Raw genomic sequence first — 23,169 nt, forward strand, 5'->3', positions numbered from 1 at the left:
TGCACTGCCGACGGCTGCGCATTCTGCCTAATTCCCCAGTAAAATGCAAGTATAAATTTTTACAGCATGCAACCAAAGAGTTCCTAGTAGTACCAATAACCCAATTGATCTGTAAAGTATCTCTTACTCATAGGTGCAACGCTAGTTATTAAACACCATTCATCCATGCCGTATTATTATGCTTTACTTCACTCAGACTGTTTACACTTATTCTATAGTTACATAATGAAATTGTAATCTAACCAATAACGGCAGTAGCAGCAGCAGTGACACACTCTACAACCATTGTCCCCATTTTAGCCGGTGGGGGAACACGCTTACCCGCTCATGTTGGCATCTTGCAAGGCTTACAAGAACTAGGCATAGGTTTTCAACACGTAGTGGGTGTATCAGGTGGTAGTATTGTTTCTTCACTATATGCCACTGGAAAAAGTGTTGATGAACTGAAAGAGCTGACACTCCATGTAGACTTTCAACAGTTTCGAGGTCAATCAATCATCAGTTTGATTCGGTCTGGCGGCCTATCCAATGGACATGTATTTGAACACTGGTTAGATGATCAGCTTGGAGGCGTCACCTTCCAAGACTTAGCATTAGATTTACACATTGTTGCAACAGACGTGGCTTCCAGCCAGCCTGTTATTTTTAATCGGGCTAATACTCCTGACCTCAAAGTAGCTAAAGCTGTACGCTTCTCCATTTCCATTCCACTTATTTTCAGCTTCCAACACTTTGATGATCATGTTTTAGTCGATGGTAGTATCCTGTCTGAAGATGCTTTGCATCGTGACTGGTCTGGTGATAATACGCCTGTTATCTGTTTTCGTATGCGCAGTAGCCAAAAGCATACTCAAATTAGCTCTAATAGCTTAATTCCCATTAAAGATTATTTAAGTATGCTTATTCGTACTTTTATGACAACCATTTCCAGGGAATATATTAATGAAGCTTTTTGGCACTCAACCATTATTGTTGATACCAAACACTTTTCCCCAGTGGAGTTTAACCTGTCAGAAACAGATAAACTCACATTATATGACATGGGTTATCAAACAACCCTACAGTATGTTCCTCAAAAAGTATGGGAAGATGAAGAACAGCATCCTGTTGTCAATCAAACAACAGGTTAATGATAGGGGAGCTCATTGCTATAATTATAAATAGCCAAGTACAAGAAAGGAGAGCACTTTATCCGCTATTCATCATTTCATTAAATTGACATTGTATTAGTTGCATTAAATAGTCTAAGGATGGACAGCAATAATGACTCAGACAATAGCCGTTATATCACCTCAAGCATCCTCAAAAGCGACCACGCCAATCGCAAGCCCTAATATTAACTTATATTGGGATCTCAATATAAATCGAAATAAATTATCAGCATTACATTTCTTTAAACAGCTAACAACAGGATTTTGTGTTTACAGTCCTAATGTAGAAAAACTATATAGTCATTTTGAGGTAGTCCTACCAAAAGACAATCATGAACATCTAATTATTTTACCAAACCCTTACATTTTCAATAACAGCTTTAATCATATTAATGAAAAACACCTTATTAATACTGGCATTCTATTATTACCCGGAGAGTGCCTCAATAAAAAAGGAATTATCATTGCTGTTCCAAAAAACAAAAAAAATACCTTCAGGTTGCTACCCCTTCATATAGGGGGGCAAGTTGTTATTAACCGATTTAGAGAAAAGCACAACCTTCCCTTTTTACCGGTTTTGTTAAACCCCGATCTAAGAGGGTTCCAATCCCAACGACCTTTTATTCACCTATTTCGGCTACGCTTCACTGGGGATGAGCACGACGAATTGCCATTACCCACTCAACAAGCGATCACAAAGACAATTCATAATAAATTAACTTATTTAGGCAGCCATTAAGGCCAGTGAAATAGCCTATCAATTGTAAGCGTTTAAGGTCAGATGCAGCGGATAATAAGACCAAATCAATTTGACAGGATCAACTTGAAGCAGCTGTAGCTGATCTTCGCTATTCTGGCTCTATAACTCTTTCTTGAAAAATCGACTACAACTCACTCGCATCCCATATATTATCAGCCCAGCACTGATCATAGGTAGCCACACCCACTGCAGTTCTGACCACAGCACGTGCCATCCTCGCTCAGACAGAAATCGAGATACCCCGATAGGTGATACTTGAATAGGACGATCAGGAAAAAAATAACGATGGTCATCCCATGGCCATAACCAGGCAACTCCTAACCCACCGTTAGTCATAGCATCTAAAAATGGATGAGATAATGAGCCAATAAACAAGCCAATAAACGCCCACAGCGGGGTTGTGTTCAACACCCGGTATCCCATCATACCAATCAGGCCCACGAGTATTGAAAAGCTAATAGAATGGGTAAACCCTCGATGACCAAAAGGAGAGGCATAGGGAATACCAAAGTAAAATGCAATCACATCTAAGTCAGGCAAAATAGAGGCAACCGCGGCAGCCAATAACAAAGGAAATGTAATTTTAGAATTTTTCAGTGCTAATCCTAATACAATAGGCACAACTGGGTGGGTTAGTAATGACGCCATAAAAACTCTCTACTTTATTTTGCAAAAGCCATATATTACCTATAAAACGTCAATAATTTTACCGTTTGTCATGCTCATGAACTAGCAATTTTCATAAAAATAAAGTGTCTTTATAACTAAGATCACAAAGCTCAATCTAGGCATATTCAAAAAAGCTGGCAATTCACACACAAATTCACTTGTTTTACATTAGTTTGATGCTACCCCAGCTACTTCATGTTGACTTAAGGTTATAACATAGTCTAATTCATAGTAGTATGGCTACTTGTACTTATGCCTTTCAGGCAGGCTATTGAATTGTTTCTGTTTGGCAGTTAAAAAAGGATTTTTTGATATGATATCGATAAATAAATCAAATATAAAAACGACCTACTTTAGCAATTTACCCACTGTTTCATTACTACTACTCAGCTTATTTATTTATTGTAACGGTTACGCTAACAACCACTTTCCTCACCGAGAAAAATATAAAGATGTCGAAGTTATCAGCACACAGGAATTACATAAAAATTACGACAGTTGCCTTATAATTGATGTTAGAAGCAGTGTAGAATTTGATGTCATTCATATTAAGAATGCGGTTAATATTTCTCTAGGAAATAGAAGCTTTGTCAATAAAGTGAAATCTACCTATCAACAATCCGGCAAAGCCTGTGTTGTTTTCTACTGCAATGGACATAGTTGCGAAAAATCATATAAAGCCGTTAGAAAAATAGGTAATGAAGCCAAACCCAGCTATGCCTATGACAGCGGTATATTTGACTGGGCTCAAGACTATAATCATCTTACCATGCTGTTGGATAAAACCCTTGATAATAAAAACAAACTTATTTCACCTGATGAATACAGCAATGCGCTAATGGAAAAAGAACAGGCCCTTGCTCGTCAGAACAGTCTGCATATTATTGATATCCGGGATTCATTTCAACGAACAGAAGATAAGATACCCTTTAAAGCCAGAAAACGCATACCACTCTCTAGAATTATTCCACTATTGAAAAGACGTATCATAAAAGACAACAACTTGTTATTTATTGATAAAGTTGGCAAGCAAAACCGTTGGTTACATTATTATTTGAAAGAGTATGGATATAAAAATTATTCTTTTTTAAAAGGTGGCGCGACCATTTTCCATTAAAAACAAATTAGATTAACAAGTATTGACTGCCGCAGATCAAGTATACATAAATCACTGTATGCTTGATCAATCATCTGCTCCAATTTCCACATATTTTCCTTCAAGCAACTCGTCAAAGTACTTATCAAACTGACCACTTCTCTTTAGTTTACTAAGCCCTCGACCTTGGTATTTCATCTTGTCTGAGATATAGGGCGGCCACTCACCCACAGCGATGGTTATACGCTCTACGGCATTGGCCAGCTGGCAAGCCAACAAGCAACAGTAAAAGCAAGCAACATATATCAAATGACTACAACTAATAGGCGTTCGTTTAAACACTATTATTTCAGCATAGCACTAAAGTCAGCTAAGCTATTGCACTGTAAGAAAGGAAGGAAGAGCTTCGGTTAGATAGGGGGTCGGCGTGTATTCTTGCTAGTAAAATACGGACATGCAGCTTGCCATGATGGATGACATTAATCCAACGCAGATCACCATAACGACTAACAGTGACTTCCATAAAGGGATGAGAACCTGCTTTAAAAACAAGCTGCTCTTTATCAGAATTAATTACTTTAAAATGAATGGGCGTACTATTACCTGCAAAGTCAGATAAAAAGGTAAGCGCCATGTGACTCTTATTATTTTGACAAAACGTCCAGGTATGGCGACTGACTCCATTATTGGCTACACCTGAAATACACTGAGCGGATATCCGATTAAAGCTTATATTGTAAGGCCTTGGCCCTATTGGCGTTTGCAAGGCTTCTCCACGCCAGTTTCCTATAAGCGTAGAAATAAAGCCTTTATTTGACATCAGTTCATCTGAATATCCAGCATTCTGCCAAACCAATAAACAAAAACTTAATTTAGTGCCTATAGTCCACAATAAACGCCTATATCGCTGATAACGAATATCCATAAAATACACTATGGCACAGCCTGCCATACCAGCTTAAAACCAACCCAGTATAATGCCCTTGCATTGGCTATGGATTAAAAACCTCGGCTAAAAACCCAGTAAAACGTTTCCATGACTGTTGATCAGCCTCTTTGCGATACCGATTTGAGCCAAATACGGTAAACGCATGGGGAGCTCCACTATAGGTGATCATTTCATGCTTAATACCATTGGTTTCCAGCTCCTTAGCCAGTTTGGCAAAATCCTCCATGGTAATTGCATCATCAGCGGTACCATGCAAAATCAACAATTTACCCTTAGTATCAGTATAGCTCTGCCCTTTTGGCGTACTTAAACCACCATGAAAAGTAACAAACCCTTTTAAATCAGCCCCTGATCGAGCCAACTCTAGTACCGCCGCTCCGCCAAAACAGTATCCCATTGCCACGGCATTGTTAATGTCTGCTCCATTACGTTTAGCAGTATCTAACGCTGCTTGTAATAGAGCGCGCATTTTTTTTCGATCTTTATATAATTCACCTGTGTGCTGACGCTTATCTTTCACTGCTGTTGGTCGAACACCTGCTCCAAATAAATCGGCTGCAAACACGGCATAACCTAGCTTGGCTAACATATTGGCACGCTTTTGCTCATAGTCAGTCAGCCCATCCCAGTCATGGATAAGTAACACCAAAGGAGAGCGAGCAGCTGCACCAATGTAGTAGCCTTCATAGGGTTTACCGTCAACCTGATAGGTCACCGTTTTGCCTGCAGCGTATACAGAGAAAGAAAAGGTAATTAATAAAAAAATCGAGAGAATAGATTTCATAACCGTCCTCTGGTTTGATGGTTTAATTGGCTTCCTGCCTATTACATTGTAATTTAATCACTCATTCCGATTCTCTACCGGAATGAGTGATTAAAATCATTAATTATTTTCAGCTAAATAAAACCAGGTATCTAATACTGAGTCAGGGTTCAGTGACACCGTCTCAATGCCTTCATCCATTAGCCAGCGCGCCAAATCTGGATGATCTGATGGACCTTGCCCACAAATACCCACGTATTTGCCTGCTTCACGACAAGCTTGAATGGCCATAGAAAGCAGAGTTTTTACTGCTTCATCCCGTTCATCAAACAAGTGAGCAATAATGCCAGAGTCACGGTCCAAGCCCAACGTTAGCTGAGTCATGTCATTAGAACCGATAGAAAACCCATCGAAATATTCTAAAAACTGCTTAGCCAGCAGTGCATTGGTTGGTAACTCGCACATCATAATCAAGCGTAAGCCATTCTCACCCCGTTTTAATCCATGCTCGGCTAATAGCTCAGATACCCGCTTAGCTTCACCCACGGTGCGAACAAATGGCACCATTAGCTCCACATTGGTTAAGCCCATATCATCACGGACTTTCTTCATCGCCCGACATTCCAGCTCAAAACAATCACGGAAGTCATCGGATATATAGCGAGATGCGCCACGGAAGCCTAACATTGGGTTCTCTTCATGGGGCTCATAAAGATCACCACCCATTAAGTTAGCATATTCATTGGATTTAAAGTCAGATAGCCGCACAATGACTTTTTTCGGGTAGAAGGCTGCAGCAATGGTCGCAACCCCTTCCACCAATTTTTCCACATAAAAGTCAACCGGGCTGGCGTAGCCTGAAATGCGCTGTTCAACAATTTGTTTCACATCTTCTGGCAACCGATCAAAATTAAGGAGTGCTTTAGGGTGAACCCCAATCATTCTATTGATGATAAATTCCAAACGGGCCAAGCCTACCCCTTCATTGGGAATCGCCTGAAAATCAAACGCACGGTCGGGATTACCCACATTCATCATCAGCTTGAATGGCAGTTCTGGCATAGAGTCTACGGAGCTGTGCTTCACATCAAATGCTAACTGACCGTCATACACCAAACCAGTATCCCCTTCAGCACAAGAGACTGTTACCAGTTGGCCATCTTTTAATTTACTGGATGCATGGCCACACCCCACTACCGCAGGAATACCCAACTCACGAGCAATAATAGCTGCATGGCAAGTACGACCACCTCGGTCAGTGACAATGGCAGAGGCACGCTTCATGATCGGCTCCCAGTCAGGGTCCGTCATATCTGTTACCAGCACATCGCCTGGCTGGACCCTGTCCATTTCCGTTAAATCATGGATCACTTTTACCGGGCCGCTGCCTATCCGCTGGCCAATACTCCGACCTTCAATAATCACCTTACCCTGCTCTTTTAGCAGGTAACGCTCCATGGTGGCGGCATGGGAACGGCTTTTCACTGTTTCAGGGCGTGCCTGCACGATGTAAAGCTGACCATCTTCACCATCTTTAGCCCATTCAATATCCATTGGACGGCCATAATGCTGCTCAATGATCAGGGCTTGCTTAGCTAACTCAGTGACTTCTTCATCAGTAATACAAAAACGCTGTCTGTCAGCCGTATCCACATCAACTGTCGCAACCGTTTTGCCCACTTCCTGATCATCACTGTAAACCATTTTAATCGCTTTAGTTCCCAAGTTACGGCGCAATACCGCTGGGCGATTTGCTTGTAAGGTCGGCTTGTGTACATAAAACTCATCAGGGTTCACTGCACCTTGTACGACAGTTTCGCCTAAACCATAGGCTGCAGTAATAAACACTACATCATTAAAACCAGACTCGGTGTCCAGAGTAAACATTACCCCAGAGGCAGCGGTTTCACTCCGAACCATCCGTTGGATACCCGCAGATAAAGCCACTAGTTTGTGGTCAAAACCTTGGTGCACACGATAAGCAATAGCTCGGTCATTAAACAGGGAAGCAAAGACTTCTTTTACCGCATGAATCACCTGATCAACGCCACGAATATTTAAGAAAGTTTCTTGCTGACCAGCAAATGATGCATCAGGCAAGTCCTCTGCCGTTGCAGATGAACGTACCGCCACAGCGACTTCAGGCAAATCACGACACATGCTACCATAGGCTTCTCGAATCGCTTGCTCCAGTTCAGGCTGAAATGGCTCATCAATAACCCATTGACGAATTTGCGCACCGGTTTTAGCCAACGCATTCACATCATCTACATCGAGCTTATCTAACTCATCATGAATTCGCTGGTTTAGTCCACTCTTTTCTAAAAACTCACGATAGGCTTCCGCTGTGGTCGCAAAACCAGTAGGTACTTTAACTTCTGCCGCTGTCAGTTGACTGATCATTTCCCCAAGGGAGGCATTCTTTCCTCCCACTTTTTCCACATCATTGGCACCTAGTTCGGCCAGTGAAACAACATAAGCTTCCAAGATCGAATCTCCCCTTTCTTTGAGGGTCGTTTATTTACAAAATTACAAGGCTGTGGTCGTCCTAAATCCTGTCTAATAAGTCAAGTGACCATTAACAAAACAACGATTAGGAGTCGGCATCAGTATAACTAAACTGACAAAAATTACTTGTTTAATTTATGTATCTACGTGAATAGGTATAAACTATGGACTTATTTGCAACAATCCTTTGCAATAACGCTTTATAGTAACCCTTTAACCACTAGCCTTATATTAATTATGAAACGTTGTGTCTTCTTTATTTCCGACAGTACAGGCATCACTGCCGAATCACTGGGTCAAAGTTTATTGACCCAGTTTGAGCATATTGAGTTTGACTACCATACAGTTCCTTTTGTTGACACCATTGATAAAGCCCAAAAAGTGGTTGAAGATATTAAACAAATGGGTCTCAGTAATGGCCACCGTCCTGTTATCATCAGCACTATTGTTGACCAACAAATCAGCCAGTTATTCAAAGCAATTGATGCATTTATGGTGGATATTTTTTCTAGTTATTTGTCACCTTTAGAGCAGGAATTAAAACAACACTCCACTCACCATATTGGCAGGGTAAGAGAAATCGACTCCAATCCTCGCTATACCCAACGCATAGATGCGGTTCATTTCGCGCTCGATAATGACGACGGCGGTCGTACACGAGACTATGATAAAGCTGATTTAATTTTAATTGGTGTTTCTCGCTGTGGTAAAACACCAACCTGTTTATACCTGGCTATGCAATTTGGTATTCGAGCAGCTAATTATCCTTTTACAGAGGATGATATGGATAATTTGAAGTTATCTGAATGCTTAAAACCCTATAAAAACAAACTATTTGGCTTAACTATTGAGCCTGAACGTTTATCAGCCATTCGTCAGGAACGACGCTCTAACAGCCGTTATGCCTCATTACGCCAATGCCAGCAAGAAACCAAAGAAGTCGAACTACTACTACAAAAAGAGCGTATTCCATTTATTAATACCACCCATTTATCCGTGGAAGAAATTTCCACCCGGATTCTGTCACAAGTGGGAATTGAGCGGTAGTTTTAATTTAATTACGCCAAACTCAGTTCCTTCTTCCCTGCACAGGTTGCTCTAAAACCACTGTTTCCTTTTAACAGATTGTCGCAGAAAGCTAGCGGATATGGAGTGACAGGGTATTCAAGCGCTGCTGTCAGGAACAACTTTAGCTCTAAAGGCCAGGGATGGCCTTTTAGAACGGCGAGGAATAACTTGTTATTCCATATCAGACACTAGACTTCAACACCCTTTTGCAACAGCCTCTAACAAGGAGAAGCTAGGTGGGATTTAAAAGAGACAGAGCATTTAAGCTATCTCTGTCTTATTTGTAGTAAAAATCCCTTTCACACCCCCCCCCTTCAATAAAAGAGGATACAAGCCATTAAAAACCTGTTAAATCACCAATAAATCCATAAATTCATTAACGGGAGTTTCCAATAATTGCTGATGGTTTTGACAAAGTTGATAAATCCGCTCAACTCGCTGTGCTGGATAACGAGTGTGTAAGTTCTGCTTAAATTTCTCCAATAATAAAGGAATACCTTCTTCGCGACGACGTCTGTGGCCCACCGGGTATTCTACCGTCACTTGTTCAGTCTTGCTGCCATCACGGAAAAATACCTGCATAGCATTCGCAATTGAACGTTTATCTGCTTCTAAGTATTCCTGACTAAACCGTGGCTCTTCAATAATTTCCATTTTTTCTCGTAGCTGATCAATCTCAGGATGGGCCTGATGAAAACTATCTTCATAATGATCAGCCGTTAAACTGCCGTATAATAATGGCACTGCTGCCATATACTGCAAACAATGATCACGATCAGCCGGGTTATTCAATGGTCCTGACTTACTGATAATGCGAATAGCCGACTCATGGGTAGTAATCACCAGCTTTTCAATATCATGAATGCGGTCTTTTACTTGAGGATGGAGTGCCATGGCTGCTTCTACGGCAGTTTGCGCATGAAATTCTGCCGGATAAGAAATTTTAAATAAAACATTTTCCATCACATAGCTATTAAAAGACTGCGCTAATTTAAAGGTATTGCCTTTAAACAGCACATCATAAAAACCCCATGTTGGCGCAGACAACACCCCTGGGTAGCCCATTTCCCCTCGCATCACAATATCCGCTAACCGCACCGCCCGAGAAGTAGCATCACCCGCAGCCCAAGATTTTCGAGACCCTGCATTTGGAGCATGACGATAGGTCCGTAATGACTGACCATCAACCCAAGCATGAGATAGTGCATCAATAATTTGATCTTTACTCGCTCCTTTCAGCTTGGCAGCAACTGCCGTAGAAGCGACTTTTACTAGCACAACATGATCTAAACCAACCCGATTAAAGCTATTTTCTAAGGCCAACACTCCCTGAATTTCATGCGCTTTAACCATCGCCTCTAATACATCTTTAATGGTAAACGGCGCTTGTCCACGAGTCTGTTTCACCTGGGACAAATAGTCAGTGACCGCTAAAATAGCGCCTAAATTATCTGATGGATGACCCCACTCTGCCGCCAACCAGGTATCGTTATAATCTAACCAGCGAATAATACAACCAATATCCCAAGCCGCTTTAATAGGGTCTAGGCGTAACTGAGTGCCTGGTACCCTTGCCCCATTCGGTACGATTGTACCCTCTACAATAGACCCTAAATGCTTGGTACATTCAGGGTAACGCAACGCTAATAACCCACAACCCAAGGTATCCATCAAGCAATAACGCGCCGTTTGCATAGCTTCTTCACTGCTGACCTTGTATTGGTCCACATAATCAGCAATGGCCACTAACACCTCATCCGGCTCAGGTCGTACATTTACATCAACATTTTTTGTCATCATTTACTCGTCATTTGTATTACACGATAAAAACAAAGGTTTTCAGCAGTTATCCTTCTTTAGCGTTGCTCAATGGGCACCAACTCACGATGCTCAGGCCCTACATAATCAGCACTGGGACGGATAATCCGGTTATTACTACGTTGCTCCATCACGTGGGCGGCCCAGCCACTCACCCGAGAGCAAACAAATATAGGCGTAAACAATTTGGTAGGAATGCCCATAAAGTGATAAGCAGAGGCATGGAAGAAATCCGCATTGGGGAATAGTTTTTTCTCACGCCACATCACTTGCTCGCAGCGCTCAGACACAGAATACAATACCTTGTCACCTACTTCATGAGCGAGTTGTTGTGACCAGCGTTTTATAATTGCATTTCGTGGATCAGCCTCCCGGTAAATTGCATGACCAAACCCCATGATTTTCTCTTTACGCGCCAGCATGGCTAACATCTCACGCTCGGCTTCATCAGCAGATTGCCATTGTGAAATCATTGCCATGGCTGCTTCATTTGCCCCCCCATGAAGCGGACCTCGCAACGAGCCAATAGCAGCGGTTATACAGGAGTGCATATCCGACAAGGTAGAAGCACAAACACGTGCTGTAAATGTGGATGCATTGAACTCATGCTCTGCATATAAAATAAGGGAAACATTCATAACCTGCGCATGTAACGCACTTGGCTTCTTCCCATGTAATAACTGTAGAAAATGCGCGCCTAACGCATCGCTATCGGTTTCTGTTTCAATCCGCACTCTATCATGGCTAAATCGATACCAATAACAAATAATGGCAGGTAATAAAGCCAATAACCGATCAAAGCAGTCCTGCTGCTGGGAAAAGTTTGTCTCTGGTTCCAAATTCCCTAATACGGAACACCCGGTTCGCATCACATCCATCGGATGTGCTGAAGCAGGTAAAATTTCTAATACTTGACGCAACTTATCAGGCAGGATGCGATGCTTTTTAATTGTCTGCTTATAGTCAGCTAATTGATCTTGGTTGGGCAGTTCACCATTACACAATAAATAAGCAATCTCTTCAAACTGTGCATGCTCTGCCAAGTCAGCAATATCATAGCCACAGTAGGTTAGCCCTGTCCCCGTTTTACCCACTGTACATAACGCTGTTTCACCTGCTGATTGACCTCTTAAGCCTGCTCCTGATAGTTTTTTTTCTGTCATGATTACATTATTTCCTTTGCTATCTTGTTTTTTATTAGTTTAATTATTGCCTTATATAATGTTTGTTAGGCACTGTCTTGTTAATGTTCCTTAACAAATGTTCCTTAATAAATGTGCTATGCCTACCATGAATGGTATCTTTGCGGGTGGTATTTATTTAATTAAGCGTTATCTGTCTGCCGTTTGGCAAACAACTGGTCCAGCTTATCTTCATAAGCGTGGTAACCTAAGGTTTGATAGAGCTGTTCTCTGGTTTGCATATCTTCTAAGCGTGTTTTCTGGCTTCCTTCACTCAACAATGTCTGGTACACATCAAGTGCAGCTTTACTCATTGCACGAAACGCACTCAACGGATACAACACTAGTTGTACACCAACCGCAGCCAGCGCCTTGGTAGAAAATAGAGGCGTTTTACCAAATTCAGTGATATTTGCCAATACAGGTACTTTGACAGCAGCTACAAACTTTTGGTACTCATCTAGTGAGTGCATAGCCTCTGGGAATATCATATCCGCACCAGCCTCAACACACAGTAACGAGCGCTCAATGGCAGCATCCATTCCCTCAACCGCATGGGCATCGGTGCGTGCCATAATAACAAAATCCGCATCTTGACGTGCATCTACTGCCGCCTTCACTCTATCGACCATTTCTGCAGCACTAACAATGGCTTTTCCTGGGCGGTGACCACAACGCTTTTGTGCCACTTGATCTTCGATATGAATGGCTGCCGCTCCTGCCCGTTCCATTTCTTTTATGCTACGAGCAATATTGAATGCGCCACCAAATCCAGTATCACAATCAACTAATAAGGGTAATGAGCTAGCAGCAGTTATCCGACGAACATCTTCTAACACATCATTCAAGCTGGTAATCCCTAGATCAGGCAAACCAAAAGAGGCATTGGCAACCCCTGCGCCAGATAAGTAAATAGCCTGGTGACCCGCCTGTTCTGCTAACATAGCGCAGTAAGCGTTTATCGTACCGACCACCTGTACGGGAAACTGATCTTTAACCAACTGTCTAAAGCGAGCCCCTGGTGACTGTGAGGTTGTCATGAAAATTGCTTCCTTCCTAATCAGTTTAGTTTTTGATTTTTATCACTTCGCAAGCCGTCTTGTTCAAGACCCCGCCAGCTTGCGCAGAGGCCATAAACAGTTATTAGAGGAACCCATATACTAACGAATGCCCATGATATGCTCAATTCGCTTTATAATCTGCTGCTTTCACCTTATATAATATACCCAAAGTGCAGGTTTTTTAGAGAAGCCTTTCTTATCGCCATACCAATTTATCGCCTTTAATTTTATAATATCCTGCTAAAACACTGACTCAACTGGGTGAAATGGATGATATATGCATCATGGCGGCTTTGGCTAGCTGAATTATTAGGCAGTTTTATGTTGGTTTTTGCCGGTACTGGGGCAATTATCATCAATGATGTCAGCCAAGGTACTATTACTCATGTCGGCATTGCCGCCACCTTTGGTCTGATTGTGTGTACAGTTATTTATACCTATGGTGATGTTTCCGGGGCTCATATTAACCCTGCCGTCACATTTGCCTTTTGGCTGGCCAAACGTTTTCCCACCCAACAGCTACTGCCTTATATTATCAGTCAGCTGCTAGGTGCTTGTTTAGCCTCTTTTGTATTATTAACCTTCTTTCCTCAACATCCAACTTTAGGTGCCACCTTACCAGCGAACTCAACACTAGTAGCCTTTATCCTGGAAATTATTTTAAGCTGGTGGTTAATGACCGTAATTTTTGGTGTATCGGAAGGCGCTAAAGAAAAAGGGTTGGTTGCTGGCATAGTGGTGGGAGGCGTTGTGGCCCTTGAAGCAATGTTTGCAGGCCCTATCAGTGGTGCCTCGATGAATCCTGCTCGCTCTTTTGGGCCTGCCTTAATGAGTGGTAATTTGGCGAGTTTATGGCCTTATATTGCAGGCCCATTAATTGGAACCAGTATTGCTGTTTTTAGTTGTCGCTGGGTTCAAGGAGACAAATGCTGTCAGTCCGACCCTCTACCGTCTAGCCCGCTTGATCCTCCACAATAAGTCGCTTTAGCTATGCATCACTATATGGCCCGCTCAGCAAATCTCGCTAAAAATTTCTGAGATTTCGGGTCTATTTCTTTAAACTGAAGCCCTAAGTGAAAATCTGTTTTTCTTATGACTACATGGCGCACTTCAGCCGTTGTATAAATCACTAACTTACTACTGCCATAAATCACTTGAATCATCACTGGCAATACTTGCATCTTTTTAAAACAGATATCGGTTTCCAATAGTGCACCCTGCTCTGATACATTAATGGTTATTGCACGTACTATCTGTCCAGTTTGTTTATCTTTAATAGCCGCCTTCCATTTCACCTCTCGACGAGGAAACACCCGCTGTTCATGTGACTCCGTGTCTTCTAAAAGCTCATCAATATTTTCAGTCATCGTTGGTAGAAGATCATGCTCATTTTTAAAATGGATTGAAGAGAAGAAACGCTATACTTGGCCATGTTTAGGCTGCGGTTGCAACAGCGACCTCAACACGATTTCGTCCATTATCTTTGGCTCGATACAGTGCTTTATCAACAGTTGGTATTAATTGGTCTAAATCCGTAATAATGGACTCATCAACGGTCAATACACCCACACTAACAGTCACCCAGGAACTAATGGGGGAAGCCGCGTGCGGTATTTGTAAGTCACACATCCTTTCCCTTAATTGATTAGCCAGCTCCAACGCATTTTCTGGCCCTGTTGAGGGTAAAATCACGGCAAACTCTTCTCCACCATAACGTGCGGCTAAATCAGTTTCTCGCTTAAAGATATCTTCTAAGATATGAGCAACCTGTTTTAAACAGCGGTCACCAGCATCATGACCATAAAAGTCATTATATTTTTTAAAATAATCTACATCACAAATAATCAGTGACAAAGGGCTTTGCGTACGAGAAAAACGGATATATTCCATTTTTAACGTTTGATCGAAGTGGCGACGATTGCTCAACCCAGTCAATCCATCCTGAATAGCCAGCCTAGTTAATTTTTCATTTGCATCTCTCAGTTTAATTTCCATATCTTTCCTGATTAATGCACTCACGACCATATCACCAAACAAACGCATTAATACAAAGTCATCAATGGTCCAGGTTTTTGCTGTATTGGCTACTGCCTGACCAAATATGCCACGTAAGTGCTCTTGGATACGTAACGGTACCATCGCAAAGGAACCTACATCTGCACTTTCAAATAAGTCTTTTTCTAAATTTGCCTCACCCGTTAATAAACTCACATCGGGGATCTGAGTGTTATGACCTAACCTGGTTTGAAGCCATGGATAATCATCAATAAATATTACTTTAGGTAATGACTTTGTATGTTGAATTTCATTATTGCGCCATTCAAATGCTTTATAAAGATATTGGCCATCATCACTAATCAAATAAATATAACTATAATCAGACTCAAAAAACTGACCAATAATGCTAAGGGCATGATCAACTGTTTGTTCAATCGCATCGATTTGCAAACTGATAAATTTCGTTGATAGTCGAGCAACCAGTTTTTCAGCTTGTTCCCGCCGCTGAAGTAAAGCAGTACGACTCTCTATCAAGTCCTCCAAGTGTTCTCTGTAATGGTTTAACTCTTGCTCAGCTCGCTCTCGTTTGATCATGTCACTTTGTAAAGACATTCGCATATCATTAATAGCATTTACCACTTCATCAATTTCATCAGGAGGATTTGAGGGCTGCTTGCCAACTAGCTTCAGCTCTTTTGCTAAATTGGCCAGCCCCAATTTTCTTGCATACCGTGCCATTTGACTGAGTGGAATGGCTACCATTGACAAAATAATGAGCACGATAAAAATAGAAACGATAAAAGTCTTACCGAGCTGGGTAAATAAAATCACCAATGCTTTATCAAATAATCGGTTATAGACATTCTCCAACGTACCTTGTACAACCAGTTTACCTACTTCAACCTTTCCTAAATGGACATCGTCATAGACCACTTTAAAGCTTCGTTCGATTTGATACACAGGATCTGTCGGCTCACCCAGTTTAATCACCGTTCCTAGCTCATTATCCAGCTCCACATGAACAATATCCGCAAACTGTAAAATACCATCAAGCTGGCTATGCACCTGAGGCATATTCACATGCCATAGGCCAACCGATAAGCTGGGTAAATGGCTATGTTGAATTTGTGAAAACTGCTCATCAATAACGCTAATATCCTTGGTGTAGTCAAAATACAGTTGCAATGCAGTTGAAATCAAGGCAAAAACTGAGCTACAGAGGATAATATAGCCCAACAAACGATAAGTTAAGGGATGATCTTTACGGTGAGTTAAGATAGGCGCCAGAGGGTTTTTCATCTTGGGATACTACACATTTCCCTCAGTCTTTATCAGACTGCCATTATACTAGTACAAGTTAATCATAACTGATATAGCTAAACCTGCTTACTTTATTCGCTCTACCTTATTACTATAAAGCTAGTTAACTTCAATTTTAGCTTATCATTACTCTACTTTCTTTTATTATTATTTTAATCACCAAGGCAATCTATCTTTAAAGTGAAAACACCCTAAATGTAATTCTCTTCTATCATATTGAATAGGTTACTAATCAGCAGAATGCATAAAACGTTTTTCTTCCCCTGGTTGATAACGATACCTTCCCCCTTTAAAAGGATTAACTTTAAGAAACGGGTTTTTGATTCTAAATAAACGTCGTTGAGCCATATTAGCCTTATTTATCATCGATTGATGACCTGGGTAGTTATAAAATAACCGATCAAACTGGCCAGAAGCCATAATGATCTGTAGCCCTGTTTTAATTCGATTATATAATGACATATCGTTCTTTCTTACGAAGAAATAATAAGGCGCGTCGTATTGCAGCATAATTGTTTGTTCAATTTGCAACTTTTTATCTGCATGTTGAATAACCTCAGTCCAAGGCTCACCCACCCCTCTCGGGAAATAGTCGGCCCGATTTAACTGAAGCATATCAAATATGCCTAAATAATCTGGGCTTTTGACGACTGTAAAGCCATTTGCAATTAAAATTTCAGTGTCAGGCCAATCATGCCCCTGAATCGCTCTTAGTTTTTTTAATTCAGCTAACGACTGAATACCAGAGTAGATAGCCTGCTCTCCCGCTTTAATAATAAAAATACGATGGCCAATCAAGCCTTTTAGTAAGGGAATTCGGATAGGCTGTAAGATATTCTCTCGTTTTTCTGACGTCATTGTCGCAATAATTCTAAACTTTATCCCGCGGCTAATTAAGTCCATAACGCGGTCTTGAGATATTTTCCCCTGGTATCCTTTAATGGAATAATCACCAAACTGTTTTTTAGTAACAGACAATACCAGGTCAAATAGCTGATAACGAAAGCTCTCTTCTAAAGGCTGCTCAGCACTGTGGGGCCGGATGAGAAATACCTCTTTTGCTGACGCATCACTACTCGCGATCACATACAAAACCAGTAATGATAACCAAATAGACAATATCGATTTACAGCACAACACCTATCATTACCTAAGTGCTTTACCTAAGTGGCATGGATATTCACTATCAAGAGATTATTAGATAAGTGTAGATATAAAAAGGAAAAACCCTCAACTAAGAGGGCTCAACATCTGGGTTAAATCGTTAACTGCGGTGGTACTATTTGAAGCGGCTTGGGTTTAATCGTATCTGTATTACCTTGAGACTTTCGACTGGTGATTTCACCATCATCAATAATAGTAGCCAGCCCTGTTTGGTTATCGACTTTTACTGAATACACCCCACTGCCTGTTGCTACCGTAATATAGGTTTGTCGATTACCACGACTGATTGATACATTCTCATAAACTTGGCCATTTTCAATTTGGCCCTGCCATACTTCGACACCATCTTGCGTATTATGGGTTGAAGTAATTTCCGCCTGAACAGATTCATTAAGATGAGGTAAATTCAATACTAGGGTCTGACCAAGGCTTAATTGCTCTAAAACACCAGGGTTCATCTGCACATGGGCAACATGGATACCCCCTTCCTCAATAATTGGGTTCTCTGCATCAACTACCCAAGCTACTTGAGGCTCAGCCTGGCCAGAAAAATCATTTACCCATTCATCTACAGGCAACTTTAACTCACTTGGGTCTGCGGCTTTAAATTCAGCTAACGCATTTTTTTCAACCGCTTTAGCAATGTCTGCATCATGAGTCATTATCTGTTGTAAGGAAGGGACTGCTTGCGCAGTTGCTTGTATCACCGGATTTGTTTGTGGTGAAACATCAATATCCTGTTTCATCATAAAAACAGAACTAATGCCTATAGATAGTGCACCTAGTCCTAACACCATTGGCTTTAGCATGTTTTAAACCTCTTACTGAGCGAAATTGACAGGGCTGCAAAGCAGCCCTAGCCCGAATATCATGAAACTACCTGAAAGTTTGCTGTAGCCTGGAGAAATAATCGGGCTAACCATTTTTTATTGCTCAATCTGAACATTATCGATAGCGAAATTGACACCCGCCTGAGGTCCAAAAAGAAAGAGCTTTTGATAGCGTACTTTACCTTTTGGCATGATTTTTATCGTGCCATTAATTGTGTGCCATTGACCCGCAGACACTGATTGGCGCTTAATTACGACCCAGTGATGACCACTATCATCAATATAGTACAATCGCATGTCCGCGTATTGATGACCTACAGTCGTATCTGTCACTTTTACATTAGCCGAAACTTTATAGGTTTGACCATGACTCAACAGTCCTCGCACATCATACGCCGCACCAGAATACCAATATGGACGTTGCGTTATAGCTAAACCATAACGACCTTCACTGGCTAAATTCGATAAAGACACTTTACTTCTGAAGCCTTCATGCCAGCTTTGCAAACCACTTTCAAAGTTACTCAACAACACTTGAGGCGTTTTTCTTTTTACAACGGTTGGTTGATGAGAAGCTTGTTTTACAACCGCCTCATCTAGCATAAATGGAATGCCACTACGTGGAATATAAACAAACAAATAAGCTTCATTACTTTGTTGAGCCTGGCCTGGCTTAATCGTAAATTGTGCCTTTATTTGGCTAAATTCACGATCAGTAACAGACTGCGAGTCTAACTCTACATATTTTTGACCCGGAATATAAAGTAATACTTTGGTATCTGCGCGAGTATTTTGGCTGGATGCCAACTTAACCTTAACAGAAAAATCATAGCGCTTATTGACTTCTAAACCAGTTACTTTTGTATAAGTACCAGCGCCGTACTGATGATTAGTCACTTTTAATACCTGATCCTTACCACAGGATTTGGTAATAGTTTCAACATTGAGCTGGCTTGCATAACTTGCTCCCCAGTATTGATGCTGATTATTTGAAAACTCAGGGTTTTTAATTAAGTTTCCTTTCACCTCAGGTTTTTTACAGACTTTATTATTAACAACCGTTCTTGTTGCGACCTTCGTTTCGGTCGTGTTTGTAGTCGTTGTTTGCGTTTTATTTGTTGTTGTATTTTTTCTATTAGTCGTTTGGGTTTTATTTGAGGTTGTCTCTGTCTTGTTATTGTTGACCTGGCTAGTCGCGTAAGCTGCCGGCATAAATTCAGCTAATTGAGTCGCTACACGGTTTAATGCTTGCGCTGCATCAGCACTGTTAGCTTCACTATTCTTCACCCCACAAGCTAACCCTTTACAATCATAAACATTCGGATTAGAGAAATATTGAAGCCTGGGAACCCACTTGCCATTACCATAAGCACTTTGATAAGCCATTGTCGTAACAAATAAACCATTAACGCCATGACCGACACCCCAATCGAAAATTGAACCCCGGCTTTCTTGTGCTCGAGAATGGCTTAGCCCCATATTATGACCTAACTCATGAGCATAGGAGCTTGTACAATCAAGAGAAACCCAGTTATAAGCAACTCCCTTTGAGTTCACATCTATTTTACCAGTCTTACCATTACCCCAAGGTAAATAACCTAGTCCACAATATTGATTAGAAGGGCCAACTAAAGTAACAAAGTCAGCGCCATGCTTTGCCCTTAACTCAGCAACATACTCATTATTTTTTAATTTTTTCAATAAAGGGCCAGTCAAATTATCTGAAAAGCCTTCTGATTGAGGTAAAGCACTATGGTGAACCAAACGTAACTTAATATTAATGTTACTGTTTTCATAGCTTTTATTCGCATAGGTAATAAACTGGCTCAATTTAGCAGCCATATCATTATTTTTTGCTGTATTGTTTGTATACACAGCCATTACATCCAAAATAACGGGTCCATCGACAACCTCGTTGGCTGTAACAATGTGGCTACTCATAGATGAAATTGCCAGAACCAGGGGGCTAATAAAAGCTTTATTCAACAAGCGCATTTTATCCTCTCTAATTACATCAAGAAACTGGGTTGATGTGTTCGGTTCAGCTGCTAATCGGTTGTCCTTAAACAGCCAAAATTAATATTTATCTGATTCGGTAGGTCGTTTTTACTCGAGCAGTAAAAATTGTCAGGTTATATCTCAGTGGTTTTACTTATGAACTTCGAAGTGAACTTTACATTAAACAAACACATGTTTACTTTGAACCAGTTCTCACGTTACATATAATTTTAAACACATATATGATAAAAAATCGGCGTTATATAAACCAAATTAATGATCATTAATACATGAATCAAATACTGTCATCTTCCCGTTAACTGACCATTTATTCCTTATTTAATCTATCCAAAAACCAGTTAATTTGACGCTGCCTGACCGGATAAAGTGGGTGTAATAAATTCAAGCTAATTTCCTTGGTATGTTTAATCGAAGTGGGTCCATCATCGTTTATTTTTTAGACGAGACCACCGAGCGATGGTAACAAAACCTAAAAATCATTCGCGAGGAGTATAGAAGCAATAACAACCAATCCTAAAAGTCATTCGTAATCAGGTAAGAGGCTTGTCCTTAATAAAAACAAGCCTTAAGAGAATCAGTAGTTAATTGGAAAGATGATAGGTGCTGATAAAAAAAACTAACAAAGTGTTTATTTAACACCAGTTGATTACCCTGCTTGGATATTTCATAACGTCCAGTATGAAGGCCATTCGCATAGGTTGCTAAAAAACCAGTATAGCTCTTCTCCAAGTAAAACAGCGTTAAGTGATCAAAGTCCACCTCAATGACCTGAGCCATGATGCCTTCAATACCTGGATTTAAATCAATACACAAATATTGACTTTGGGTATTTCGATTGACTGCAAAGGGTACCCTTCCTATACCAAATCGCCCTCCACATAGTTGCTTATCATTAGAATGGAATAAACAATCATTGACTGAGCAAAATTGTAGCAATTCATACCAATACTCAATAATGGCCTCTGCAGAAAGTAATTGATAATGGCCATATAGAATACCCGGCTCATCCTCACCATCATGTAATGCGAGGCTCTCAACTAAAACCGTAGGTAATAAAGGAAAGTGGCTAGTCAATCTTGCCAATGCTTTATTTTCAGCTGCTGGTCTCAATGTTTTTAAACCAGAGGGGTAGTACACTTCCATCCAACGCACAATAACAGACCAGCACTGGAAAATTGCCTGCTGCATATTGATATTCCTCATACAACTAAACCTTATCCAACAGACAGCATAATTTATGCCAAATTTTAGATTTTATTGAAAGCCTGTAACGCTACACTTATTTTCTATAAAAAATATACAGATATACATAGAAAAATAAGGATAGCTAAGATTAAGCACCAAATTATGTCGTTTTTAAAAGTGACCCATTTTGTCACTCTTAGCCCATCACTACACCTTTTTGAAATACATCACAAAATAATATGTATCAAATCACGTTTTAATAATTATCCTACACGATGAGTCATCCTCACTACTTACTGACGAAATCACTCATTATTAGGGGCCCCAGTACTTATATAAAAGAAGTTGTTGTCTATACTTGTCGATTAGCAACCCTACTGAGTGGTTAGAAAAATGAGGCTTATTCACTGTACATTACTATTAAGCATGACGATTGCTAGTTCTACTTGGGCAGCAGACCCAGGCGTTACGGATTCACAGCTTATTTTTGGATCTGTGCTTGCCCTAAAAGGAAAAGCGAAAGGACTGGGCCTTGGTATGCAAAAAGGGCTCAACGCGGCATTGGAAGATCAAACCGTCAAAGGCAAAAATATCATAATAAAATACCTCAATGATTTTTATGAACCCAGAAAATCAAGAAATGCCACAATCACTTTAATTGACCAGGGAATATTTTTAATGATTGGCAATGTAGGTACGCCAACAGCCAAAGTCACATTACCCTTACTTGCAAAAGCGAATGTTCCTGCTGTTGGTTTTTTTACTGGCGCAGGTATTTTGCGTCCAGCACTGGGGCCTGTCGTTAATTTTCGAGCAAGCTATGTTCAAGAAACAGCTGCTGTCATAAACCAGGGAATTACTAATGGACTGAAACCCAGTGAAGTATGTGCCTATGTACAAAATGATGCTTATGGGATGGCTGGTTTAATTGGTATTCGTCAAGCTCTTGCTGAACACAATACAGATACTAACGTGCTAAATCTATACGATAAAATAATCAAAATGGAAGGCGTTATTCCCGCCAGAAATGGTATTGGACCTATTGGCGTTTACCAAAGAAACACTAATAAAGTTCGTCCAGGTTACCAGTCGCTTGTTGAGTGGGAACAAGAAACTGGAAAAAGTTGTAAATTAGTTGTTACTGTTGGTGCCTATAGCAATATTGCTCATTTCGTTCGGGTTGCAAATGTAGTGAATAAAGAAAAATGGATTATTTCGGCTGTATCATTTACTGGCGCTGATAACTACAAAGCTGACTTAACCAAGTATAAAGCAACAGATCGAGTATTGATGACCCAAATAGTGCCTTTACTTGATTCCAAATTGCCTATTGTTGCTGAGGCTAAACAAGCTTTAAAAAGTGACTTTGGTTTTGTATCTCTAGAAGGTTACATCGTTGGTAAAATGACATTGACTATTCTTAATAATATTGATGGCGAGCTAACTCGTGAAAACTTTATGAAGCAAGTAAAAATCACCAAACTCAACCTCGGAGGGCTAGATATCGACTTTACCAGCAATCCTTATCAAGGCTCCAACCTTGTTATTGTTAGTCAACTTAAGGATGGCCAATATATACCTGCCGCACCTGCTACTTGGCAAACAATGATGAAATAAGTAGAGCACCTG

General features: G+C 40.7%; 20 protein-coding genes. 6 read left to right on the top strand and 14 right to left on the bottom strand.

Going from position 1 to position 23,169, the window contains the following annotated elements; genetic code table 11:
• Positions 1 to 266 precede the first annotated feature (266 nt).
• Together OQE68_RS28035 and OQE68_RS28040 are read left to right on the top strand one after the other, a co-directional pair.
• Positions 267 to 1,130 carry a patatin-like phospholipase family protein gene (locus tag OQE68_RS28035; RefSeq protein ID WP_180566744.1) on the top strand — a complete coding sequence of 288 codons (864 nt, stop codon included), beginning with the start codon at positions 267 to 269 and terminating at the stop codon, positions 1,128 to 1,130.
• 133 nt (positions 1,131 to 1,263) lie between these two features.
• Positions 1,264 to 1,890, top strand: a complete 627-nt coding sequence (locus OQE68_RS28040) for a hypothetical protein (protein WP_180566743.1) — start codon at positions 1,264 to 1,266, stop codon at positions 1,888 to 1,890.
• A gap of 120 nt (positions 1,891 to 2,010) precedes the next feature.
• Here the strand turns inward: OQE68_RS28040 and OQE68_RS28045 are convergent, their stop codons facing one another.
• Entirely contained in the window at positions 2,011 to 2,559 is a 549-nt protein-coding gene (locus tag OQE68_RS28045; RefSeq protein WP_180566742.1) for a metal-dependent hydrolase, read from the bottom strand.
• Positions 2,560 to 2,893: 334 nt separating this feature from the next.
• Here OQE68_RS28045 and OQE68_RS28050 point away from each other — a divergent pair, with 334 nt between their 5' ends.
• Complete coding sequence (locus tag OQE68_RS28050) at positions 2,894 to 3,697, top strand: rhodanese-like domain-containing protein (RefSeq protein ID WP_180566741.1); 804 nt, start codon at positions 2,894 to 2,896, stop codon at positions 3,695 to 3,697.
• 66 nt (positions 3,698 to 3,763) lie between these two features.
• Here OQE68_RS28050 and OQE68_RS28055 read toward each other — a convergent pair whose 3' ends face one another.
• The 4 genes from OQE68_RS28055 to ppsA all read right to left on the bottom strand — a co-directional run bounded on the left by OQE68_RS28055 (position 3,764) and on the right by ppsA (position 7,875).
• Positions 3,764 to 4,018, bottom strand: a complete 255-nt coding sequence (locus OQE68_RS28055) for a hypothetical protein (RefSeq protein ID WP_180566740.1) — start codon at positions 4,016 to 4,018, stop codon at positions 3,764 to 3,766.
• Between the two features lie 28 nt (positions 4,019 to 4,046).
• Positions 4,047 to 4,628 carry a hypothetical protein gene (locus OQE68_RS28060; protein ID WP_180566739.1) on the bottom strand — a complete coding sequence of 194 codons (582 nt, stop codon included), beginning with the start codon at positions 4,626 to 4,628 and terminating at the stop codon, positions 4,047 to 4,049.
• Positions 4,629 to 4,668: 40 nt separating this feature from the next.
• A complete protein-coding gene (locus tag OQE68_RS28065) occupies positions 4,669 to 5,409 on the bottom strand; it encodes a dienelactone hydrolase family protein (protein ID WP_180566738.1) in 741 nt (246 codons plus the stop codon).
• A gap of 99 nt (positions 5,410 to 5,508) precedes the next feature.
• Positions 5,509 to 7,875 carry a phosphoenolpyruvate synthase gene (gene ppsA, locus OQE68_RS28070; RefSeq protein WP_180566737.1) on the bottom strand — a complete coding sequence of 789 codons (2,367 nt, stop codon included), beginning with the start codon at positions 7,873 to 7,875 and terminating at the stop codon, positions 5,509 to 5,511.
• Positions 7,876 to 8,133: 258 nt separating this feature from the next.
• Here ppsA and ppsR point away from each other — a divergent pair, with 258 nt between their 5' ends.
• Complete coding sequence (ppsR, locus tag OQE68_RS28075; protein ID WP_180566736.1) at positions 8,134 to 8,943, top strand: posphoenolpyruvate synthetase regulatory kinase/phosphorylase PpsR; 810 nt, start codon at positions 8,134 to 8,136, stop codon at positions 8,941 to 8,943.
• A gap of 369 nt (positions 8,944 to 9,312) precedes the next feature.
• Here the strand turns inward: ppsR and OQE68_RS28080 are convergent, their stop codons facing one another.
• The 3 genes from OQE68_RS28080 to prpB all read right to left on the bottom strand — a co-directional run bounded on the left by OQE68_RS28080 (position 9,313) and on the right by prpB (position 13,003).
• Complete coding sequence (locus tag OQE68_RS28080) at positions 9,313 to 10,761, bottom strand: bifunctional 2-methylcitrate dehydratase/aconitate hydratase (RefSeq protein ID WP_180566936.1); 1,449 nt, start codon at positions 10,759 to 10,761, stop codon at positions 9,313 to 9,315.
• A 59-nt stretch (positions 10,762 to 10,820) separates the two neighbouring features.
• On the bottom strand, positions 10,821 to 11,945 hold the full coding sequence (prpC, locus tag OQE68_RS28085) for a bifunctional 2-methylcitrate synthase/citrate synthase (RefSeq protein WP_180566735.1): 1,125 nt from the start codon (positions 11,943 to 11,945) through the stop codon (positions 10,821 to 10,823).
• Between the two features lie 161 nt (positions 11,946 to 12,106).
• The gene (gene prpB / locus OQE68_RS28090) at positions 12,107 to 13,003 is read right to left on the bottom strand and encodes a methylisocitrate lyase (RefSeq protein ID WP_180566734.1); all 897 of its coding nucleotides are present in this window, start codon (positions 13,001 to 13,003) and stop codon (positions 12,107 to 12,109) included.
• Positions 13,004 to 13,294: 291 nt separating this feature from the next.
• On the opposite strand from prpB, the gene OQE68_RS28095 reads away from it, so the two are divergent.
• Positions 13,295 to 14,002, top strand: a complete 708-nt coding sequence (locus tag OQE68_RS28095) for an MIP/aquaporin family protein (RefSeq protein WP_180566733.1) — start codon at positions 13,295 to 13,297, stop codon at positions 14,000 to 14,002.
• A 20-nt stretch (positions 14,003 to 14,022) separates the two neighbouring features.
• Here OQE68_RS28095 and OQE68_RS28100 read toward each other — a convergent pair whose 3' ends face one another.
• The 6 genes from OQE68_RS28100 to OQE68_RS28125 all read right to left on the bottom strand — a co-directional run bounded on the left by OQE68_RS28100 (position 14,023) and on the right by OQE68_RS28125 (position 21,543).
• Entirely contained in the window at positions 14,023 to 14,391 is a 369-nt protein-coding gene (locus OQE68_RS28100; RefSeq protein ID WP_180566732.1) for a PilZ domain-containing protein, read from the bottom strand.
• Positions 14,392 to 14,458: 67 nt separating this feature from the next.
• On the bottom strand, positions 14,459 to 16,321 hold the full coding sequence (locus OQE68_RS28105) for a GGDEF domain-containing protein (protein ID WP_180566731.1): 1,863 nt from the start codon (positions 16,319 to 16,321) through the stop codon (positions 14,459 to 14,461).
• 249 nt (positions 16,322 to 16,570) lie between these two features.
• On the bottom strand, positions 16,571 to 17,482 hold the full coding sequence (locus OQE68_RS28110) for a type 2 periplasmic-binding domain-containing protein (RefSeq protein WP_180566730.1): 912 nt from the start codon (positions 17,480 to 17,482) through the stop codon (positions 16,571 to 16,573).
• Between the two features lie 116 nt (positions 17,483 to 17,598).
• The gene (locus OQE68_RS28115; protein WP_180566729.1) at positions 17,599 to 18,315 is read right to left on the bottom strand and encodes a protease inhibitor BamI-like protein; all 717 of its coding nucleotides are present in this window, start codon (positions 18,313 to 18,315) and stop codon (positions 17,599 to 17,601) included.
• Positions 18,316 to 18,432: 117 nt separating this feature from the next.
• A complete protein-coding gene (mep72, locus tag OQE68_RS28120; protein WP_180566728.1) occupies positions 18,433 to 20,277 on the bottom strand; it encodes a biofilm-associated metzincin protease Mep72 in 1,845 nt (614 codons plus the stop codon).
• Between the two features lie 627 nt (positions 20,278 to 20,904).
• Complete coding sequence (locus OQE68_RS28125) at positions 20,905 to 21,543, bottom strand: SMI1/KNR4 family protein (RefSeq protein WP_180566727.1); 639 nt, start codon at positions 21,541 to 21,543, stop codon at positions 20,905 to 20,907.
• Positions 21,544 to 21,933: 390 nt separating this feature from the next.
• On the opposite strand from OQE68_RS28125, the gene OQE68_RS28130 reads away from it, so the two are divergent.
• The gene (locus OQE68_RS28130) at positions 21,934 to 23,157 is read left to right on the top strand and encodes an ABC transporter substrate-binding protein (protein WP_180566726.1); all 1,224 of its coding nucleotides are present in this window, start codon (positions 21,934 to 21,936) and stop codon (positions 23,155 to 23,157) included.
• Positions 23,158 to 23,169: the final 12 nt, after the last annotated feature.

Origin of the sequence: Spartinivicinus marinus, from assembly GCF_026309355.1 — a bacterium.
GTDB classification, from domain to species: Bacteria; Pseudomonadota; Gammaproteobacteria; order Pseudomonadales; family Zooshikellaceae; genus Spartinivicinus; species Spartinivicinus marinus.

What these genes read in the sequence shown, in the direction of transcription:
- OQE68_RS28065 (WP_180566738.1), bottom strand. Translation starts at nt 5,409, where the DNA reads ATGAAATCTATTCTCTCGATTTTTTTATTAATTACCTTTTCTTTCTCT.
- OQE68_RS28040 (WP_180566743.1), top strand. Translation starts at nt 1,264, where the DNA reads ATGACTCAGACAATAGCCGTTATATCACCTCAAGCATCCTCAAAAGCG.
- prpC (WP_180566735.1), bottom strand. Translation starts at nt 11,945, where the DNA reads ATGACAGAAAAAAAACTATCAGGAGCAGGCTTAAGAGGTCAATCAGCA.
- OQE68_RS28050 (WP_180566741.1), top strand. Translation starts at nt 2,894, where the DNA reads ATGATATCGATAAATAAATCAAATATAAAAACGACCTACTTTAGCAAT.
- OQE68_RS28105 (WP_180566731.1), bottom strand. Translation starts at nt 16,321, where the DNA reads ATGAAAAACCCTCTGGCGCCTATCTTAACTCACCGTAAAGATCATCCC.
- prpB (WP_180566734.1), bottom strand. Translation starts at nt 13,003, where the DNA reads ATGACAACCTCACAGTCACCAGGGGCTCGCTTTAGACAGTTGGTTAAA.
- mep72 (WP_180566728.1), bottom strand. Translation starts at nt 20,277, where the DNA reads ATGAGTAGCCACATTGTTACAGCCAACGAGGTTGTCGATGGACCCGTT.
- OQE68_RS28060 (WP_180566739.1), bottom strand. Translation starts at nt 4,628, where the DNA reads ATGGCAGGCTGTGCCATAGTGTATTTTATGGATATTCGTTATCAGCGA.
- OQE68_RS28130 (WP_180566726.1), top strand. Translation starts at nt 21,934, where the DNA reads ATGAGGCTTATTCACTGTACATTACTATTAAGCATGACGATTGCTAGT.
- OQE68_RS28125 (WP_180566727.1), bottom strand. Translation starts at nt 21,543, where the DNA reads ATGCAGCAGGCAATTTTCCAGTGCTGGTCTGTTATTGTGCGTTGGATG.
- OQE68_RS28115 (WP_180566729.1), bottom strand. Translation starts at nt 18,315, where the DNA reads ATGCTAAAGCCAATGGTGTTAGGACTAGGTGCACTATCTATAGGCATT.
- ppsR (WP_180566736.1), top strand. Translation starts at nt 8,134, where the DNA reads ATGAAACGTTGTGTCTTCTTTATTTCCGACAGTACAGGCATCACTGCC.
- OQE68_RS28095 (WP_180566733.1), top strand. Translation starts at nt 13,295, where the DNA reads ATGATATATGCATCATGGCGGCTTTGGCTAGCTGAATTATTAGGCAGT.
- OQE68_RS28045 (WP_180566742.1), bottom strand. Translation starts at nt 2,559, where the DNA reads ATGGCGTCATTACTAACCCACCCAGTTGTGCCTATTGTATTAGGATTA.
- OQE68_RS28080 (WP_180566936.1), bottom strand. Translation starts at nt 10,761, where the DNA reads ATGACAAAAAATGTTGATGTAAATGTACGACCTGAGCCGGATGAGGTG.
- OQE68_RS28100 (WP_180566732.1), bottom strand. Translation starts at nt 14,391, where the DNA reads ATGACTGAAAATATTGATGAGCTTTTAGAAGACACGGAGTCACATGAA.